Below are 18,674 nucleotides of genomic sequence, written 5' to 3' on the forward strand. Positions count from 1 at the left end.
GCATGATGTTGCCATGCGAATCTCCCGCGCACGTGCCGTCGTCCTCGTCGCAGGCGTGGCGACCCTCGTCTCTGCGGCGCTCGCGGGATGCGCGTCCGATGGGCTGACGAGCGGCGAGCCTGGCTCGGAGGGGAACGCTGACGTCGTGCTGCCGCCCACGTCGGGCACGTTCGACTACCAGCTGGGGGAGCCGTACGCGATCGACGGTGGCATCGACGTCGTCGCCCGCGATGCGACGGCGACGCCAGAGTCAGGCTCTTACAACATCTGCTACGTGAACGGCTTCCAGACCCAGCCGGGGGAGGTGGAGGCGTGGCTGGGGGAGCGCGGCGAGCTGCTGCTGCGCGACACCAGCGGTGAGCCGGTCATCGATCCGGACTGGCCGGACGAGTACATCCTCGACCCGTCCACGAGCGGTCAGCGCGACGGGATCCTCGCGGTGATCGAACCCGTCATCGCCGGATGCGCGGAGGCGGGCTTTGACGCCGTCGAGATCGACAACCTCGACACGTACACGCGGTTCGACGGCATCGACGAAGCCGGCGCGCTGCAGCTCGCGCGCGCCTACGTCGACGCGGCACACGCATCCGGTCTCGCGATCGGGCAGAAGAACAGCGCCGAGCTCGCCGACCGCGGGCGCGACGAGCTCGGCTTCGACTTCGCCGTCACGGAAGAATGCAGCGCGTACGGGGAGTGCGGCACCTACTCCACGGCATACGGCGAGCACGTGCTGCAGATCGAGTACCTCGACAATCTGCCGGCGGCGGGCGCCGCAGCAGTGATCTCGACGGATGCGGTGTGCGGCGACCCGGATCGGGCGCCGCTCACGATCATCCGCGACCGGGACCTCGTCGGGGCCGGCGCTGAGGGGCACTTCTACCAGCAGTGCTGAATGGGCCGACGCCTTCCGACCCGGTTCACTGACTATTTACTTCACTTAACTACCGAAACCATTCTGGCGCGCACTAGTCTGATCGCACCCCCCAGATGGCGTCGACTCTGATGCCGTCTCTCGCGACGACGCAGTCGACCCGGGCGCTTCGTCGTGCCTGGGTCGACTGCGCGCGCGAGCAGCACCCGGAATGGACCCATGAACGACGATCTTTCTCCCGAGACCGCCACCACCTCGAGCCGCCGCACCGTGCTGACCGCCGCCGCGTGGTCGGCGCCGGTCATCGCCGTGGCCGCCGCGACGCCGTTCGCCGCCGCCTCGCGCTGCTCTGCGCAGAATGTCTCCCTCAACTGGCTGAACACCAACGCGACCGGCCCGATCCCGGCTGAGAACACCAACGCAACGATCACGCGATCGTTCGTGTTCACCCAGACCGCGCAGACCGCGCCCGCGCTGGCGGCCATGAACGTCTCGGTGACGCACAGCTTCGCTGGCAACGCGCGGTCCGCGAACGTCACGACGTCTGGCACGGTCAATGTGCTCGCGCAGAACGCGACCCGCACCACTCCTGGTGGGAACGGCATCGGCAACGTCGGCGGCACTGGTCAGCCCGGTTACACGATCGCGCAGCGCATCACTGCGACTCCCGCGACCCCGGGCGTCGGTGCCGTCACGGTGAACGACTACCAGGACGTCGTCATCAACTTCAACGAAGACGTCTCGAACGTTCGCTTCGCAGTGAGCGACATTGATCGTCAGTGGAACGCCACGACCCGCGACTTCGCCGATGGTGTCACCGTCGTGGCCACCAACGCAGCCGGTGTCGGCGTTCCTGTGGTCCGAAACACGGCACAGCCCAACACCAGCATCGTCGGGGCAGGTACGGCCGCTGACCCCTACTACCGCAATGTCGATGGCAACATCTCCGAGGCGACGAACGCCGGCAACCTCGCGGTCATCGCAGCAGGCCCGCTCCGGACGATCCGTATCCGCTACCGGAACCGCGGGTATCTCGTGACGCCTGGAACGCCGTCGAGCAACACCGACAACAACCAGACGATCTTCGTCACGGGCTTCACGGTCGATCGCGGCGCGCGTCTCTGCTAAGTCTTCGTTGGCCGTCGGTCCCCATGCTTCGGGTGCCGACGGCACCGGCCTTCTGATGAAGCGGATCAGGCTCAACGCCGATTCAGGGCCAGACATCATTCAATTCGTGACTCGAAACGAAGAATTCACTTCTCCTATTTGTTGTCTTGTTGAGTTCCAACATAAACTGAAGGCTCCCCGACCTGGCCGCCCAGCAGTCTCTGCGCATGTCTGGCCCCCCGCCTGGCGCCCCTCTCGGTTGCCTGCCGGTTCACCACGAATGGATTCCCCTTTGTCAGATACGTCCCCCGCGCGTTCCAACGATCTCAACCGCCGCAGAATGCTGAAGAGCGCTGCCTGGGCCGCCCCTGTCATCGCAGTCGCAGCCGCGACGCCCTTCGCCGTTGCATCGAGCTCCGGAGGAACACGCAACATCACGACGGCCGGTGCTGTCGCGATTCGAGTGACCGGGCAAGTCCGTCGGATCACCTTCACGGTCATCGGAGGTGGCGGCGGAGCCACGGCAACATCGCCCGCGCCCGCGCACCAGGGGGCCCTGCTCTCAGGGACGATCACTCTCCCCGCCAGCGCCACGAGTCGCAACATCAACATCATCGTGGGTGCCGGCGCGAGCGCGACCGGTGTTGGCGGGCTCGGATACGGCAACGGTGGCAACGGTCCCACATACGGCGGCGGCGGGGGATCCTCCATCTCCATCGACAGCACCCTCGCGGTCGTCGCTGGCGGCGGAGGTGCGCGTTCGGTGGTCAATACGACGCAGGGCACCACAACGACGACCGAACGCTACGCTCCGTTCACGCAGATGCCGTCGACCGGCTCAGGGGCCGGTGCGGCGAACGGCATGACACGCCAGCTCACGGTCACCACCGGCGGTCAGGTGTACGTCGGTGCTCCAGGCCTCGCTGCCTCCGGCGCGACGGGCGGCGTGGCCCCGGTGGCAACCGCGAGCTTCCCCGCGACCAACCCGACCGGCGCGACAATCGTGCGCACGGCAGGGGTCGCCGGAGGCAACCATCTCACCGGTGCCAACGGCGGTGGAAACGGCGCGATCGGTGTTGCAGTCGGCGGCGGCTCGACCGGAGCTGGCGGCGGCGGGTACGCGGGCGGGTCATCCGGCGCGAGCATCCGTCGCACGGACGGCAACAACGTGATCGACGCTCCCGGTGGTGGTGGCGGCGGCTCGAACTACACCGCTGGTCCCGGAGTCGTCGTGACGACCACCAGCACGAGCGGGATTCTTCCCGTCGGACCTGCAGGTCACGTCGGCCGCGTCCAGGTCACCTGGTCCACTACCTGATCCGTGCTCTGAGCTTCGAGGGGGGGTGTCCGCGACCGCGGATGCCCCCTCAGGCATTGGTCGCGGGCAGTGCGTAGCTGAAGGTCGGCTCCCACTCCGCCTCAGTGCCGAATATGATCAAGGCGTTCCGCCCGTGCGCTGGCCCCCTCGACGCGCAGGCACCACCTTCCTGCTCCATCCCCTCGCCGAGCAAAGGCTTTCCCGTGCCGCATTCCGTGACGCCCCAGACCGCATCTGAGACCTCTGGTCCGGACCGCCGCGCGATGCTGAGCGCCGCGGCTTGGACCGTCCCCATTCTCGCCACCGCGGCCGCTGCACCGCTCGCCTCGGCATCGACGCCCACCGGTATCAGCGCCGGGGCCTTCCGGCTCGTCGGCAACTGCGGTGTGCAGGGACTGATCGGACCGGGGTTCCTGCTGGCCGCGGACCCAGGTGTCGCCTTGCCCGTCGGAACGACGATACTCATCACCGGCAGCGGGGTCGCCTCCCTCGGCCTCGTTCGTGTCACCGGCCAAGCGACTGCCGACGTCGAGAACATCGGGACCGTGCTGAGGCGCGTGACCTTGACGTCCGAACTCCCAGCAGACGAGTCCATCGCAGTTCGCACCTCGCTGTCGATTTCCAGCGCCTTCACCCTCACCGCGTTCGTCATCCTGCCCGACGGGTACGTGGAGGGCGGCGGTGCCAAGCCAGCTGGCAACGTCAATTCGCAGCAGATCCTCTGCTCGGCGAGCTGACCCGGCTGCTGGCGGGTTCTACGCCCTGACCCCGTGGAGCCGTCTCGAACGGCGCCCACCGACGCGGATGCCGCGCGCATCCCAGCAGCAGGTCTGTCGCGAACCTTGTTGCTTCGCGCCGGGCCATCTACTGTGAGAACACCTGTGCGTCGAGTTTTCACGACGTATGCACCACCTCCTGCTCCATCTCCTCCCTCGAGCAAAGGCCTGCCGTGCACAACTCTTCCGCCTCCCGTCAGGGGCCACTCGAGAAGTCGACCGATCGCCGTTCGATGATTCGGAACACCGCGTGGGCGGTGCCTGCGATAGCGGCTGCCGTTGCGGCGCCGCTCGCGTCCGCATCGACGACAGCCGACATCGACGTGGGCGCGTATGTGAACCGCGGAACGTGCGGAACTCTCGGCCTTATCAACCCTGGTTTCACCCTGACCGCGTCCTCGGCTGTTCCCCTGCCGGTTGACACGACCATCACGATCATCGGAAGCGGGGTCGCGAACATCGGAACGTTCAGCGCGTCAGGCGGGACAGCCTCGATCACCACGCTCAGTGGCACCGCGCGGCAAGCAGTCCTCACTGCACCGCTCGCCGCAGGCGAGACACTCGCCCTGCGAACCACGCTGTCCATCAGCGTCGCCTTCAGCTTGAACGCGGTCGTGTCCCTCCCGAGCGGATACATCGGCACCGGTGCGAAGTCGGCCGCCTTCGTGTCCTCGACGCTCATCCTCTGCAGCGCGAACTAGAACCATCATCGATGGAGGTGCCACACGGCGCACGCAGATCGCCCCGAGCATCCGAGTGGATGCGCGGGGCGATTCGCGTCTGGGGCGGCGGGCCGGTTGCTAGCGCCCCGTCGGCTGGTACTCGCTGACCGTGTCGGCCGCGAGGTGCTGCTTGAGGTCGGCGATGCTCACCGTGTCCAGGAAGACGACGGACTGGTCGCCGACCATGCCGGTGCCGTTCGTCGGCAGGGTGAAGCTCCGGACGTTGCTGCCGCGGATGTCGCGCATCGAGAAGCCCAGGTTCGCCATGGTGGTGAGATCAAGGGAGTCGCTGACGCCGACGTAGGGCGTGAACTGCGTGATGATGTTGTTGATCTTGCCCGGATCCGTGAGCGTCTCAGCGCTGAGCATTTTGTCCAGCACCGCCTTCAGCCATGCCTGCTGGTTGCGCACGCGCTGGTAGTCGCCGTCGGTGAAGGCGTAACGCTCTCGTACGAAGGCCAGCGCTTCCTCGCCCGTCAGGGTGATGGGACCAGCTTCGAACGTCTTGCCCTTCATGTGCGAGGAGTTGAACGCGACGTCGTTATTGATTGTGACGCCGCCGAGTGCGTCGGTGATGCCGGCAAAGCCGTCGAAGTCGACGACGGCGACGTGGTTGATGCGCTGCCCGAGCAGCCCCTCGACGGTCTGGACGACGAGCGGAACGCCGCCGAACGAGAGCGCGGCGTTGATCTTGGCCTCACCGTGGCCGGGGATCGCGAGCCAGCTGTCGCGCATGATCGACATGATCTGGACGTCGCTGCGGTCAGCGGGGATGTGCACGAGCATCATCGTGTCGCTGCGGCTGCCGAGGTCGGTCATGATCGACGGGCTGCCGGGTGCCCGCGAGTCGCTGCCGAGAAGGAGGATGTTGACCGGTTCGCCGGCGTCGGTCACGACCTGCTCCGGTCGGCCTTCGTACTCGCCCGGGTCGCCCTCGAACGTCTCGATGGCGTCGATCCTCGATTGCACGTTCCACCAGACGATCCCTGCGCCCGCGACGGCTGCGACGAGGATTCCGACGAGCGTCCACAGCAGGATCTTCGGGCCGCGACGCTTCTTCTTGCCGTCCTCGCGCGCACCCCTGCGGGTGCCGTCCGAGCTGCCGGCTGCGTCGTGCTCGAAGAGATCTGAGAGGGCGTCGTCATCGCTTCGGGGGCGCGACGAAGCCTGGCCTGGGGTCTGCTCCATGCAGGCGAGTATGACACGCGCAACGTTTCGAGCACGATTCAGGTCACCGGGCCTCAGTGAGCGTCGCATGTCGATTCATCTGCGACGTGAATGCACACCGAACATGTTTCGGCCAGGAAAACACGCCCTCGATGCGCAAAAAAGACCGGGGTAACCCTTTCGTTATGCGTGAACGTTGGGATAGTCTCAGCTGGCACCCAGGATCTCTATGACGAGCCACAGGCCCGAACAGAGCGCGGCCAGTGGCGGCGGAGACCCGAAGCGCATAGCCGTTGCCCCCAAGCGGTGTGCGCACCAAGAAGTACTCATCTCTTATTGGAGCACACGTGACGCCTCCCTCCTCAGGGCCCGCTACCGCGCAGATCCCGGTCGTGACGACCGACGACACTCGCGACAGCGCTTCACTGCCCTCGGTCGAGCCGCACTTCGCGCAGACTGCCGCGGAGCCGAACGCCCGCGTGCAGCGCACGCTCAAGCGCCGCGCCAACTGGCGTCAGGGCTACGCCCGCCTGCTGGTCATCACCGACCTCGCTGTCCTCGCCGTGGTCATGCTGGGCGCCCAGCTCGTCTGGCTCGGCGGCGGCAACGCGGCCGTTCCCGCCGGCGGCAACGCCGCCATCGACAGCGATGTCTCCTACTGGCTCGTGTCCGCCGTCATCGTCGCTGGCTGGGCGTGGATGCTCTCCCTCTTCGACACCCGCGACTACCGCATCCTCGGCTCCGGCTTCGAGGAGTACCGGGGTGTCTTCAACGCGTCGCTCATGCTCGCGGGAATCGTGTCGATCTTCGCGTACCTCACCGCGTTCGAGCTCGCCCGCGGATACGTGCTCATCGCGTTCCCGGTCGGCACGGTCGCGCTCGTGCTCTCGCGCTGGATCGGACGCCAGTGGCTCGTCCGTCAGCGCAAGGGCGGCAACCTGCAGGCTCGCGTGCTGCTCGTCGGCTCGCGCTACTCGGTGCTCGACCTCAACCGCGACCTGTCGCGTCGTGAGGCTGCCGGCTACAACGTCGTCGGCGCCTGCCTCATCGACGGCAAGAGCGGCGAGCTCGACCCGAACGCTCCCGACTTCCTTCCCGGCACCGACGTGCCAGTCGGCGGCAACCCGGAAGACCTCGCGGGGTCGCTTGACGCCATCGGCGCCGACACCGTGGTCATCGCCGGCAACGACGTCACCTCGACGCAGTGGCTGCGCGAGGTGGGCTGGGACCTGCACCCGGACCGCCACTTCCTCATCGTCGCCCCGGGCCTGCTGGATGTGGGCGGCCCCCGCATCGTCACGCGCCCGGTCGCGGGCCTCCCGCTGCTGCACGTCGACTCCCCGAAGTTCACGCGCATGGGCCTCCTGCTCAAGCGTGCCTTCGACGTCCTCGTGTCTGGTCTTCTCATCCTCGTCCTCTCGCCGCTGCTCATCGGGACGGCGATCGCGGTCGCAGTCACGTCGCCCGGTGGCGTCTTCTTCAAGCAGGAGCGTGTCGGCTACAGTGGCCAGCGCTTCACGATGTGGAAGTTCCGCAGCATGCGCGCCGACGCCGAAGAGGTGCTCAAGAAGCTGCAGAGCGAGCGCCGCGACGCGGGCAACGACATCCTCTTCAAGATGAAGGACGACCCGCGCATCACGAAGGTCGGCAAGTTCATCCGCCGGTACTCGATCGACGAGCTCCCGCAGCTGTTCAACGTCTTCGGCGGTTCCATGTCGCTCGTCGGCCCCCGCCCGCCGCTGGACCGCGAGGTCAAGCAGTACGAGGACCACGTGCACCGTCGCTTCATGGTGAAGCCCGGTATCACCGGCCTGTGGCAGGTCAGCGGCCGCTCGAACCTCACGTGGGAAGAGACCGTGCGCCTCGACCTCTACTACGTCGAGAACTGGTCGATGGCCGGCGACTTCGTCATCCTGTTCCGCACGGCCCGCGCGGTCGTCGCGAGCGAGGGCGCCTACTAGGGGTTCTCCCGAAGCTGCCTGGAGCGGCGGTGGTCCACGACGTGGATCGCCGCCGCTTTGCTCGTGCATGGCCGTGACGCGTTCCGAGCATCCCGGCTGAACAGTAGGCTGGCGGGATGGACCAGGGGACAGGCGAGCGGCTTGGAGTGAGCGGCGAGCTCTTCGACGCCGTCGTCGCCCCGGTCGAGTCGCTTGCGCTGGTCAGGGACGACGAGAGCGGTGATGTCACCGTCCTGTCGCTGACGGATACCGACTGCAAGCCGCTCGTGCTGAGCGGCACCGCGGCGGTCATCTGGGACGAGCTCGACGGACAGCGTTCGCTGCGCCTCATCGTGCGTGAGCTCGCCGACGACTACGAGTTGGACGAGCAGGTCATCGGGGAGCAGGTGCTGACGTTCGTGGCGCAGCTGCTCGATGCGCGCCTGCTGCAGCAGCGAGACGCCCAGACGGCCGCTGGCTGAGCCTGCGGCGGAACGTCAGCGCTCGTCTCAGCGCTCGTCGAAGGCGCGCAGGTCGCGGCGAGCCTGAACGATGCCGTGGAGCCCTCGGCTCACACGCCTCCACCAGGCTTGCCGGAGGCTGATGGCGCCGTTGCGGAGGTCGGGGTCGATCGCCTCGAGGTCTGCGCGTGCGGGGAAGAAGGCGCGCGCGGCGATGCCGGGCTTCTCGAGCAGCGGCGCGCGCTGCAGCTTGAGCATCCACCCCGTCATCGCGTGCTCGGCCTTCGCGTTGAGGCGCCAGAGTCGCAGGGGTTCGCTCGCCGCTGAGTTCGGCACGAGCGGCACGTCGTGGCCCAGGTCGATGAGGAAGCGGCGCGCGGTCTGCGTAGAGTCGGTGCCGACCGCGTCCTGGAGGATCTGCTCGGAGAGCGAGGCTGTTGTGCGCGCCTCGGCGATGTAGTCGGAGTGGCTGCCCTGCATCTTTTTGAGGGCCTCGACGAGTTCCGTGTACTCCGTCATCTGTCGAGAGTCGTCTGAGACCTGGCCCTCTTCGCGCAGGGAGTGGAGCGCGAGTACGAGGGCGCTGCCGGCGATGTCGGGGGTATCGATGGGGTGTCCGGCGACGTTGACCTGTATGCGGTGCAGCCACAGGCGGTCGAAGGCGCTCTGCGGGTCGCCGAGGAATCCGGGCCAGTAGTGGTGCACGTCGATGTCGTTGGGCCAGGACTCGTGGATGAGGGTGCGCGAGTGCTGCTCGAGGAGCTTCGGGAAGTCGGGCCACGGGCGTGGCGTCCAGCCGTAGACGGCGAGCGCCTCGATGAAGTCCTTCGCCCGTGTGGGTTCGACGATGATGTCGACGTCGGTGGAGTACCTGCGAGTGCGCAGGCCGAGGTCGGCGGAGATCGGCCCCTTGATGACGAGCATCCTGATGCCCTGCTCGCGGGCAACATGCTGTGCGAGGGCCGTCGACAGCGCAACTCCATCGCTCACCGAGAAGGCGATGGTCGCTGCGTCCGAAGACGCTTCAGCTGGTGCCACTGAAGTCCTTACCTGTGTGCTGCGGGTCTGGAGGACTCGCAAGGGTGAGCATATCGAGGTCTGCGAGCGGATGTGCACTTGATCGCGGGCGGGGGAGCGCTACCCTGGCCCGTTCTGGGGCCGGTCTGCTTGGTACAGTTGCGAGCATGACGAGAACACTGCGCCTGCATCCCCTTGGCGTAGACGTCGAACTCTGCCTCGATGACAGCATCTCGGCGGAGTTCGAGGCCGATCTGCGTGAGTCGTGGGCCGACGTGGCGGGTCAGCCCGGGGATGGTGAGCCGGACGAGACGCATCGTCTTGCGCTCACGCAGCTCGACGAGCCCGAGGTGAGCGATGTGGTCGGCGGTTCTGACGCCGACTTGGCGTCGCAGATCTCGACGACCGTGACGTTGGATGCGATCGAGCACAACGGCGGGCGCCTCGTCATGATCCACGCGGCGGGCATCGCGCTCGACGACGGACGGGTCATCGCCTTCGTGGGGCCGTCTGGGCGGGGCAAGACGACGCTCGCGAAGACGCTCGGACGCGAGTACGGCTACGTCACCGACGAGACGCTCGCCATCGACTTCGACGGCAACGTGCTGCCGTACCGCAAGCCGCTCTCGGTCATCGTAGACCCGAGCCGGCCGAAGGAGCAGCTGTCGCCCGCGAAGCTCGGCTTGCGGCCGCTGCCGGATGCACCGCTCAGGATCGCCGCGATCGTGCTGATGCACCGCGTCGACGAGCACGAGCTCGAAGACGGCCCACTCATCTCGCCGGTGGCGACGGGCAGCGCTATCGGCTGGATGGTGCCGGAGCTCAGCTACCTTCCTGCGCTCCCGGACCCGCTTGTGCAGCTTGCGGAGCTCATCGATGCGACCAACGGGGTGCGCCGCGTCACGTACTCGGATGCGTCGCAGGTCGCCGCGCTGGTCCCCGAGATCTTGAGCGCGCACGGTGACGTGCAGCCGTGGACGGCCGGCCACAGTGAGCCGGATGCGACGACGCCGTCGGCCACGGTCGGCGAGGACTCGTACCGTCGGGCACCCGGCGTGCACTGGCTGCTGTTCGCGAACGAGGCGGTCACGCTCGAGGCTCGCATCGTGCGCCAGCTGGCAGGTATCGCGCCCGGCCTCTGGGAGCTGCTCGGAGAGTGGACGACGCTCACGCAGCTCACGGCGGAGCTCATCGAGCAGTACGGCGAGGTGGCGGACGCACGCGAGCTGGTGCAGGTCGCCCTCGACGGTCTCATCGAGGCGAACCTGGTCGAGCGCGTCCAGGCCGCCGTCGTCGGCAACACGGCCAGCAAGTGACCGACCCGGGGGTCGCGACCACCGCCGCGCCGCAGCCGCGTCGTTCGCCGCTTCGACGACTCACGTCGCATCCGCTCTTGCACCTGGTTGCGGCGTTCGTCGTGCTCGCGCTTGTGCAGGCGTTCTTCGTGAAGGTCTACGCGATCCCTTCGGCGTCGATGGATGACACGCTCGCCGTGGGTGACCGCATCCTCGTCAATCGTCTTGCGTACCTCGGCGATGCCGAGCCTGTGACGGGCGACATCGTCGTGTTTGCGGCGTCGGACACGTGGGATGAGGCGCCGCCCGAGCCGCCGAGCGACCCGCTGCGGTTCGCCGCGCGAGTCGTGGGTGAGGTGTTCGGCATCGGCCAGGGCTTCTCGCACATCCTCGTGAAGCGCGTGATCGCGACCGGCGGGCAGACCATGGCGGTCGACCCCGCGACCGGTGGCATCGTCGTCGACGGCGTCGCGCTCGACGAGAGCTCCTACGTCGACCTCGACTTCGAGTTCGTGCCGGGCACCCTCGACTGCTCCACGTCGCCCGCGTCGCTGCGCTGCTTCGACGAGTTCACGGTGCCAGAGGGACAGATCGTGGTGCTCGGCGACAACCGCACCAACTCATCCGACTCGCTCGCCGCCTGCCGCGGCGGGGGAGTGGACGCATCCTGCCTGCGCACCGTGCGCGACGACGACGTCGTCGGCGAGGTCTTCTCGATCGTGTGGCCGATACCGAGGTTCGGCGGGGTCTAGGCTCCGCTCGACGTATCTGAGACGCGCGGCGGATTCTCTCGTCTGCGGGGTCCCGCAGAGGTCCCGAGTCGTTTCCGGAGTCGCATCGCTGGTTCTTCGATGTACTTCCACGAGGCCCAGGCAACTGGAATCGTGACCGCGATAGACAGTGCGATGGCGCCGTACGGGCCTAGCGCAGGCAAGCCCAGGAGCACGAGAAGCTGCTGCAGCGGCCAGGCCCAGATGTACATGCCGTACGAGATGTCGTTCTTCGCGCCGAGTCGGACCGGCAGACGCGCTCCCAATCCGAGGAGGAGGATTGCGGCCGGGAGCTGCCCGGCAGTGTCCGCCAGGCCGGTCACGAGCATCAGGGCCAGAAGGAGCGCGCTGCCGACGATGAGCCACCAGCTCGGCCGCCAACGACTTCCCGCGAAGTAGACCAGCATCCCCGCGAGGAAGAAGCCAGCCAACCGCACTCCTTGAAGGTACGGCTTGTAGAGCAGATCAAGTGGGCCGTATGAAGCGAGCTGCAGAACAAGAACTGCGGCGAAGGCGATGGAGACCACGAGGAGCGGTCGCTTTTTCGCGATCGCAAGGCTGAGCAGCAACGCGGCGCAGATGTACGCGCAGAACTCGTAGATCAGCGTCCAGAACGGCGAATTCCATTGGTCCGGGATCGGCAGGGTCGTGATGGTCTCCGCGATGCCCTTCTGGTGGATCCAGAGACCGAAGTTCACGGCCACGTAGCGAATGGCATCTGTGATCTCGTATTTCGAACCACTGAGAAGTGCTGAAACTGGCGCGAACACGGCGGCGATGGCGACCAAGCAGACCCAGAACGCGGGGAAGATCCGAAGCGCCCGGTTGACCATGAAGGGGCGCATGGTGAGACGCATGCGCGAACCGGCGATCAGGTAGCCGGAGATGGCGAAGAAGCCGTTCACAGCCCAGATGCCCAGCAATGTGAGTGGGTCACCGAACCCGTTCATGGGAAGTGCGTGAGCAACGATGACTGCCGTCGCGAGCAAGAGACGAACGAAGTTGAGCGCGTTGTCTCGCGTTGAAAGCGCCTCACGGAAGGTCTGGGTCACGGAAGCGAACGCTACCAGCAGTGTGAAATAGCTTGCTTCTCTATGGCACTGGTGACGGCCGTGCTTGGGGCGCCTGGACCTTGCGCATGACCTTGCGCAGGCCCATGCACGGTTTCTCAATGAGTCTCCACGAGCACCAGGCGAGGGGCAACGTCAACGCGAGCGCGAGTGCTCCGGACAGCCACGGACCCATCGCGGAGGTGTCGATGATGGCGAGATACTGCTGCACTGGCCAGGCCCAGATGTACACCCCGTAGGACATGTCGTTTCTGGCACCGATTCGAACCGGCAGTTTCGCGCCCACCCAGAGCACGATGAAAGCGAATGGCACTGGGCCGAGCCAGGAATCGAGGCCGAGGATCACGGCGCCGGCGAGGACGCTGACAGCAGTGAGGAAAACGGTCCAGTTCAGGCGCAGGCGGTCGCCAAGAAAATACAGCAGCATTCCCGCCAAGAAGAAGGTACCAAGCCGACTGCCGTTCACAACGAGATCAGTCGTGATGCCGAAGTAGTCTGCGGAGAGGACGTAGCCGAGCGTGACGGTTGCCAAGAGAACCGCGGTCGTAGTTATTGGTTTACGCCGCGCGAACGGCACCGTGAGCACGAGGCCAGCTGCGAGGTAAGCGGCGAACTCGTATTTGAGTGTCCAGAGCGGCGCGTTCCACGTGCCGGGAAACGGGACAGACATCAGCGTCTCTTGGATGCCGTACTGGGTCACGAACAGTGAGAAGTTCTTCCAGATGTAGCTGAGACCGCTCGAGAACACGTAGCTTTCCCTCGTCAGCAGAGTCGACAGCGGCGCCAATACCAGCGCGACCACGACGAGGCACACCCAGAAAGCCGGATAGATGCGCAGTGTTCGATGAACCAAGAAGGTGCCGAGAGGTAAGCGCATGCGCGAGCCTGCGATCAGGTAGCCAGAGATTGCGAAGAAGCCGCAGACTGCCCACTCGCCTAGCCAACTGAAGGCGGATGAGCTGAATCCTCCGATCGGCCACGCATGCCCGAAAATGACCGCCGACGCGAGGACGAGTCGAACAAAGTTCAGTGCGTTATCCCTTTGACCTAGCGCTGATCGAAACGTCGGCACGCCGCCAAACGATTTAGCAGTATCTCCAGTACCTACTGCTGGCGGGACGCGCGCTTTCAACGCCGGGACATCTCGTCCGGGAGGGGGACCAGCCCAGTCGACCAAGACGGAACTTGACCGGACCGCCACTCTCGCTCACGTTCGAGGTAGACCGCAAGTCCTACTCCGATCACCATGAAGCCAGGGATGGAGAAGAAGGTCTCCCCGAGCCGGAATGAGCACAAGAGGAGCACGATCGCCGACGCTTCAACGATTCGCGATTCCCGGGTGGCTGCCCCCTTCGCGTTGAACTGCATTCCAGCGAATGCGACGAGTGCGAGCACTCCGATGATCAGCGGGTATCCCCCCTCGACGAGGAGCCCCCAGTACGCGTTGTGGAAGAACCAGCTGTCGCCAGCCACCGTGACTTGAGCCTCGCCAAGACCCGCGCCAAACCATGGTGAGGCGTTGACCTTCTCCAGTGAGGCCCCGTCGATGCGTTCACGAAGAGCATCCGACCCCTCGCGGGCGACATAACCGCCTACCTGCGCGAAGTTGGTTTCTGCGAACTCGAATGCCAGATAAATCGCAACAGCGAGACAGACTTTCAGGAAGGGATTGAGGTACCGGGCGGCGACCAGCCACAGGACGCCCGCCGCCAACGCCGCGATTGACGTTCGCGAGTCTGTGAGGACCACTGCCACAGATCCGCCTGCTAGTACGAGCACCTGAGTCCACAGCCGAGTTGTCAGCAGCATGAGGAGGATAGTGAAGATGGCGTAGGTGAGACCGGCGACGTTCTTGTCCCCGAGAACACCCGTAAGAAGCCCCCCATAGTTGTCCGGAAGGAGCCCGGCGTAGAACAACGGTACGTTTGCGATTAGCACCACGGCGATGCCCCTGAGGCCGGAACGAAGGTCAATTCGGCCGCTGCCGATGAACCCTCCAACGGTCATCAGGAGAATGATTCTGATGAAGCGAGTCACATCAGCGGAAGTGATCCCGCTGAAGAACGCACCGATTGCTAAATACAGCAGAATGGCTGCGCAAAGGCCGACGTACCACTGGCCGTCCCGGAAAGTTCTCGTTGGTCGTCGGAAAGAGGCAAGGAAGACCAGGGCTGCCATGGCGGCCGTGTGGACCCCTAGGGGAGTTCCGGGGATCAGCATGACCACCATGAAGAGGCCCATGAGGACTGCGTCGCTGATCCGGGTCTTGGCGACGTCGAGCAGCGAGGCGCGGATCGTGCCGGATTTCTCGGCGACGGTCGCGGTGCGAAGTTCAGGGCGGGTCACGCGTTCGATGGTACGGTGTCAAGCTAGGGCGAACCAACAGGTCGGCGTACTCTGGGCCTTCGCGTTCGGGGATTTGGTGGACAATCGAAGACCTCAGGGCGTGTCGTTGTCCAAGTCTGCAAGGCTTGCGCAGTGTCCTGTTCGTGGAACCTTTGCTACGTGGGATGCTCTCGTTGAGGTGCCACGAGTGGTTCCGAATCCGCGCTAGAACTGAGGTATGCGAGTGACTTTGAAGTCTTCTCAGCGACCTCGCGTGGCTATCGCTCACGACTACATCACGCAGCGTGGCGGGGCCGAGCGTGTCGTACTGGCGATTCAGCGGGCCTTTCCCGAAGCCCAGATACACACGACGTTGTTCGAACCCACGACTTCGTTTCCGGAGTTTCGCGAGCTGGACATCGTGACATCGCGCCTCAACGAGATTGCGCCTCTGCGCCGTGATCATCGAAAGGCGCTCCCGTTGCTCGCTGCCGCGAGTTCGAGCATGAACATTGACGCCGACGTCGTGATCGCCTCCACAACAGGGTGGGCTCACGGGTTCGGTACGACCGGACAGATGATCGCGTACTGTCACTCGCCGGCCCGGTACCTGTACCTCCCCCACCAATACCTGGGAGACGCGAAGCCGCTGTCGGTACAGAGCCTCGGCCTGCGCGCGATGACCCCGTATCTCAAACGCTGGGACCAGCGCGCGTCTGCGCGCGTCGACACTTACCTCTCGAACTCGTCGATCGTGCGGGACAGGGTCCTCGAGGTCTACGGGCGAACGTCTGAGCTGCTGCACCCACCCCACAGCGTGGACGTGAGTGGTGCCCGCGTCGCGGTGCCTTCACTCGAGGAGTTCGTCGGCGACGTCGGCGGGCATCTGCTCCTGGTCTCTCGCCTGCTGCCGTATAAGAACGTGGACAAAGCGATAGAAGCAGTCGCTCAGTTGCCCAACGAGCGACTCGTGATCGTCGGAGACGGCCCCGAGCGTGCCGCCCTGACCGAAAACTTGCCGACGAATGTGCGGCTCGTCTCTGGCATCAGTGACGAGGAACTCAGATGGCTCTACGCGAGGAGCCGGGCCCTGGTGGCGCCGTCGCATGAAGATTTCGGCCTGACGGTCATCGAAGCCGCCGCCTGGGGAAAACCCAGTATCGCCTTGAGGGCGGGCGGGTACCTCGACACCGTCGACGAAGGCGTGACCGGTCGCTTCTTCGACTCGCCGGACAGCGACTCGATATCAGCTGCGATCGCCGCGTCTCGGTTCGACCTTTGGGACGTGTCGAAGATTAAGCAGCATTCGCGTCGTTTCTCTGAAGCTTCCTTCGCCGGTCGACTGCACGAGCTCGTCGACCTTGCAATCGAAGGTCAAGCGCGCCGCACAGCTGGGCGCTGATTTGGTCGACAACAGGGCGAGAAATGTCGCTTCCGGCGCAGACCTGCGCCCCGCGGATGGTGCGCAGCTTGACGAAGTTGTTACTCTAAGTTGTCCGCGCGCGCGGGTAGGTTCACCCGAGCGCGCACTGTTGTGTCAAAGAGAGGCGTACGCGCTGTGACGGTACTCGACTTCCTCCGGCTCACCGGCAGGAACTGGAAGCTCCTCGGCATCGGTATCGCCGTTGGCCTGCTCGCCGCTTTCGGATTCACCCAGATCCAGCCCAAGGTGTACGCCGCCGACTCGGCGGGATTCGTGATTGCCGGTGGAGCAGATGCCGCGGCGGGAGGATTCCTCAACGGATCCGAGGCCGCCATTGCGAAAGCCAACTCCTACCTCGCCGTGGTCAACAGCAAGCCGGTCTACGACAAGATCGCCGCCAATCCTGACTCCGGGCTCGCGCCGGGGGAGACTCTCGACGGACGCCTCGTCGCCTCAGTGGCGCCGAACAGCAATCTAATCCAGGTGCAGGCAACAGCAAGCAACCCATCGTCCGCGGTTGCGCTTGCCAACGGCGCCCTGCAGGCGGTCGCCGACGTCGTCCAGGACATCGAGAACCAGGTCAGCGGAGGCACAGGTGCATCCGCGATCACCGTCGTGCCGCTGCAGAACGCTGTCGAGCCGACATCGCCTGTCAGCCCGAATCTGCGCAACAACCTCCTCGCCGGAGGTGCCGCAGGTCTCGTACTGGCGTACGCATTCGTCTTCCTTCGGCGCGCGTTAGATGTCAAGGTTCGAGACTCCAAGGACATGACCGACATCTCGGGTGTCGGCTCACTCGGACGCATCCCGAAGTCGCCTCAGCTGATCGGCAAGAACCGCGGCGCCATCGACGCTGACGCCGTAGCTGCCGAGTCCTTCCGACGTCTCCGCACGAACCTGCGCTTCGCGAGCGTCGACGAAGAGATCCGGGCCTTTGTCGTCACCAGTGCCAATGCTGGCGAGGGAAAGTCGACGATCGCCACATCGCTCGCGAAAGTCCTGGCTCAGTCGAACACGCCCACGATCATCATCGATGCCGACCTGCGCCGCCCGACGGTCGCAACTGTTCTCGGCGTCGACGGAAAGATCGGTCTCAGCGAGGTGCTGAGTGGACAGGTCTCGCTCGAGGACGCGCTCACTTCCTCGAGCACGCCAGGGCTCTACGTTCTTCCTTCCGGCCGCATCCCCCCGAACCCATCAGAGATGCTGGGATCGGAAGCGATGCGCTCGATTATCCAGCTGCTCTCTCAGGACTACATCGTCGTCATCGACGCGCCGCCGCTGCTGCCAGTTACCGACGCGGCTGTCCTCTCCACCCGTGTGGACGGCGTTGTCTTGGTCGCAACAGCGGGCCGGACGCGCAAGGAGGATGTTGCGGCCGCTCGGGACATGCTCACGCAGGTTCACGGCCGCCTCCTCGGCACGGTTCTCAACATGGTTCCGCCACGCGACTCGGCGGACGGCTACGAATACCGACGCAACCGCAGCTACTACGTGACTGCGGACAAGAAAGGCATGCCCGTTATCAAGTCCGGCAAGGGGCATGAGGAGCAGGCCATTCCTGTGGGGCAGCCCGGGCCATCCGCTCCCACAAGCCTCGCTCCTCGTTCAGCACCGAAAGCGCGAGCTCAGAACGCAGCCAACCCCAGCGCGCAGGACGCGAACCTCGCGAACGCAGGCGCAGAGCCGACGGCTTCGGGTCAAAGTGAGGCCCCAACGCGTCGTTCACGCCGAGGCGCTTAGTGCCAAGTCTGCTGTTCGTGTGTCATGCCAATATCGCTCGCTCCGCCGCAGCCGAGTATCTGGCACGACAGCGGCTTGGCGCCGATCATGACTGGACTGTCTCGAGCGCCGGAGTCCATGCTCTCGTAGGAGAGGACATCGACCCGACGATTCGAGAGGCGCTCGGGGGCGTTGGCATCGAGCCCCCGCTCCACGTCGCCCGCCAGGTTGATGCTTCCATGCTGGAGGCTGCTGACCTCGTGCTGGCATTCGAGGGAACTCACCGGTCTTGGATGCTGAGCGAGTACCCCAAGTCCGTGCGCAAGACCTTCACGATCCGCAGCGCGGCCAGTCTGCTGGCGGTCATTCCGCGGCGTGCTTCACCGCTCACCTACCTCGCCAACACTAAGACACCCGCAGGGGGCGACCTCGATTTCTCCGACCCATATGGTCGCGGCAGGGAAGTCGCAGACCAGGCGATAGCGGACATTGCCTCGCTGTTGGATAGCATTCTGCCGGGGGTCGATGCGATTCCTCGACAACCTCGTCTGACGACGGCCTGAATTCGCGAGGACTCGACGTGAACATCGCGCGTTTTATCACCGAAGTCCCGCCCTCCCTGCGCTGGCGTCTCGGAGCACTGGCGTCACGTCTGGTCTACCGTCACGCATTCGCCGGATTCGGTACAGG

At 65.4% G+C, this 18,674-nt stretch carries 17 protein-coding genes; 11 read left to right on the plus strand and 6 right to left on the minus strand.

The features are described 5' to 3' along the window. Nucleotides 1-13 precede the first annotated feature (13 nt). The 4 genes from ACQFZP_RS15670 to ACQFZP_RS15685 all read left to right on the plus strand — a co-directional run bounded on the left by ACQFZP_RS15670 (nucleotide 14) and on the right by ACQFZP_RS15685 (nucleotide 4,033). Complete coding sequence (locus ACQFZP_RS15670) at nucleotides 14-892, plus strand: endo alpha-1,4 polygalactosaminidase (protein WP_211891977.1); 879 nt, start codon at nucleotides 14-16, stop codon at nucleotides 890-892. Between the two features lie 198 nt (nucleotides 893-1,090). Further along, nucleotides 1,091-1,999, plus strand: a complete 909-nt coding sequence (locus ACQFZP_RS15675) for a hypothetical protein (RefSeq protein WP_211891978.1) — start codon at nucleotides 1,091-1,093, stop codon at nucleotides 1,997-1,999. Nucleotides 2,000-2,270: 271 nt separating this feature from the next. Beyond that, on the plus strand, nucleotides 2,271-3,296 hold the full coding sequence (locus ACQFZP_RS15680) for a hypothetical protein (RefSeq protein ID WP_211891979.1): 1,026 nt from the start codon (nucleotides 2,271-2,273) through the stop codon (nucleotides 3,294-3,296). 203 nt (nucleotides 3,297-3,499) lie between these two features. Then, entirely contained in the window at nucleotides 3,500-4,033 is a 534-nt protein-coding gene (locus tag ACQFZP_RS15685) for a hypothetical protein (protein ID WP_211891980.1), read from the plus strand. Nucleotides 4,034-4,268: 235 nt separating this feature from the next. Here the strand turns inward: ACQFZP_RS15685 and ACQFZP_RS15690 are convergent, their stop codons facing one another. Both ACQFZP_RS15690 and ACQFZP_RS15695 read right to left on the minus strand, forming a co-directional pair. Continuing rightward, on the minus strand, nucleotides 4,269-4,754 hold the full coding sequence (locus tag ACQFZP_RS15690; RefSeq protein ID WP_211891981.1) for a hypothetical protein: 486 nt from the start codon (nucleotides 4,752-4,754) through the stop codon (nucleotides 4,269-4,271). A 118-nt stretch (nucleotides 4,755-4,872) separates the two neighbouring features. Further along, on the minus strand, nucleotides 4,873-5,982 hold the full coding sequence (locus tag ACQFZP_RS15695; protein WP_179556127.1) for an LCP family protein: 1,110 nt from the start codon (nucleotides 5,980-5,982) through the stop codon (nucleotides 4,873-4,875). A gap of 326 nt (nucleotides 5,983-6,308) precedes the next feature. On the opposite strand from ACQFZP_RS15695, the gene ACQFZP_RS15700 reads away from it, so the two are divergent. Continuing rightward, nucleotides 6,309-7,922, plus strand: coding sequence for a sugar transferase (locus tag ACQFZP_RS15700; protein WP_307852918.1), 1,614 nt, complete (start codon nucleotides 6,309-6,311; stop codon nucleotides 7,920-7,922). A 116-nt stretch (nucleotides 7,923-8,038) separates the two neighbouring features. Continuing rightward, entirely contained in the window at nucleotides 8,039-8,383 is a 345-nt protein-coding gene (locus tag ACQFZP_RS15705; protein WP_211891982.1) for a PqqD family protein, read from the plus strand. Nucleotides 8,384-8,410: 27 nt separating this feature from the next. Here the strand turns inward: ACQFZP_RS15705 and ACQFZP_RS15710 are convergent, their stop codons facing one another. Further along, a complete protein-coding gene (locus tag ACQFZP_RS15710) occupies nucleotides 8,411-9,400 on the minus strand; it encodes a nucleotidyltransferase family protein (protein ID WP_211891983.1) in 990 nt (329 codons plus the stop codon). 146 nt (nucleotides 9,401-9,546) lie between these two features. On the opposite strand from ACQFZP_RS15710, the gene ACQFZP_RS15715 reads away from it, so the two are divergent. Next, entirely contained in the window at nucleotides 9,547-10,695 is a 1,149-nt protein-coding gene (locus tag ACQFZP_RS15715; RefSeq protein WP_211891984.1) for a hypothetical protein, read from the plus strand. 77 nt (nucleotides 10,696-10,772) lie between these two features. Continuing rightward, a complete protein-coding gene (lepB, locus tag ACQFZP_RS15720) occupies nucleotides 10,773-11,426 on the plus strand; it encodes a signal peptidase I (RefSeq protein ID WP_211891985.1) in 654 nt (217 codons plus the stop codon). Here the strand turns inward: lepB and ACQFZP_RS15725 are convergent. From ACQFZP_RS15725 to ACQFZP_RS15735, 3 genes are read right to left on the minus strand one after another with little or no spacing between them, the layout of a single operon-like run. Continuing rightward, nucleotides 11,423-12,496, minus strand: a complete 1,074-nt coding sequence (locus tag ACQFZP_RS15725; protein WP_211891986.1) for an acyltransferase family protein — start codon at nucleotides 12,494-12,496, stop codon at nucleotides 11,423-11,425. The genes lepB and ACQFZP_RS15725 overlap by 4 nt on opposite strands. 40 nt (nucleotides 12,497-12,536) lie before the next feature. After that, the gene (locus ACQFZP_RS15730; protein WP_307852919.1) at nucleotides 12,537-13,715 is read right to left on the minus strand and encodes an acyltransferase family protein; all 1,179 of its coding nucleotides are present in this window, start codon (nucleotides 13,713-13,715) and stop codon (nucleotides 12,537-12,539) included. Beyond that, nucleotides 13,643-14,860: an O-antigen ligase family protein gene (locus ACQFZP_RS15735; protein WP_211891988.1), complete on the minus strand. Its 1,218-nt coding sequence runs from the start codon at nucleotides 14,858-14,860 to the stop codon at nucleotides 13,643-13,645. The genes ACQFZP_RS15730 and ACQFZP_RS15735 overlap by 73 nt, the downstream gene beginning before the upstream one ends. A gap of 253 nt (nucleotides 14,861-15,113) precedes the next feature. Between ACQFZP_RS15735 and ACQFZP_RS15740 the strand changes: the two genes are divergently transcribed. From ACQFZP_RS15740 to ACQFZP_RS15750, 3 genes are all read left to right on the plus strand, one after another. Continuing rightward, the gene (locus ACQFZP_RS15740; protein ID WP_307852920.1) at nucleotides 15,114-16,241 is read left to right on the plus strand and encodes a glycosyltransferase; all 1,128 of its coding nucleotides are present in this window, start codon (nucleotides 15,114-15,116) and stop codon (nucleotides 16,239-16,241) included. A 156-nt stretch (nucleotides 16,242-16,397) separates the two neighbouring features. Continuing rightward, on the plus strand, nucleotides 16,398-18,005 hold the full coding sequence (locus tag ACQFZP_RS15745) for a polysaccharide biosynthesis tyrosine autokinase (protein ID WP_211891990.1): 1,608 nt from the start codon (nucleotides 16,398-16,400) through the stop codon (nucleotides 18,003-18,005). After that, complete coding sequence (locus ACQFZP_RS15750) at nucleotides 18,005-18,547, plus strand: hypothetical protein (protein WP_211891991.1); 543 nt, start codon at nucleotides 18,005-18,007, stop codon at nucleotides 18,545-18,547. Before ACQFZP_RS15745 ends, ACQFZP_RS15750 begins: the two co-directional genes overlap by 1 nt. Nucleotides 18,548-18,674 lie beyond the last annotated feature (127 nt).

This window comes from Pseudoclavibacter sp. Marseille-Q434 (assembly GCF_050315415.1).
GTDB lineage: Bacteria > Actinomycetota > Actinomycetes > Actinomycetales > Microbacteriaceae > Pseudoclavibacter.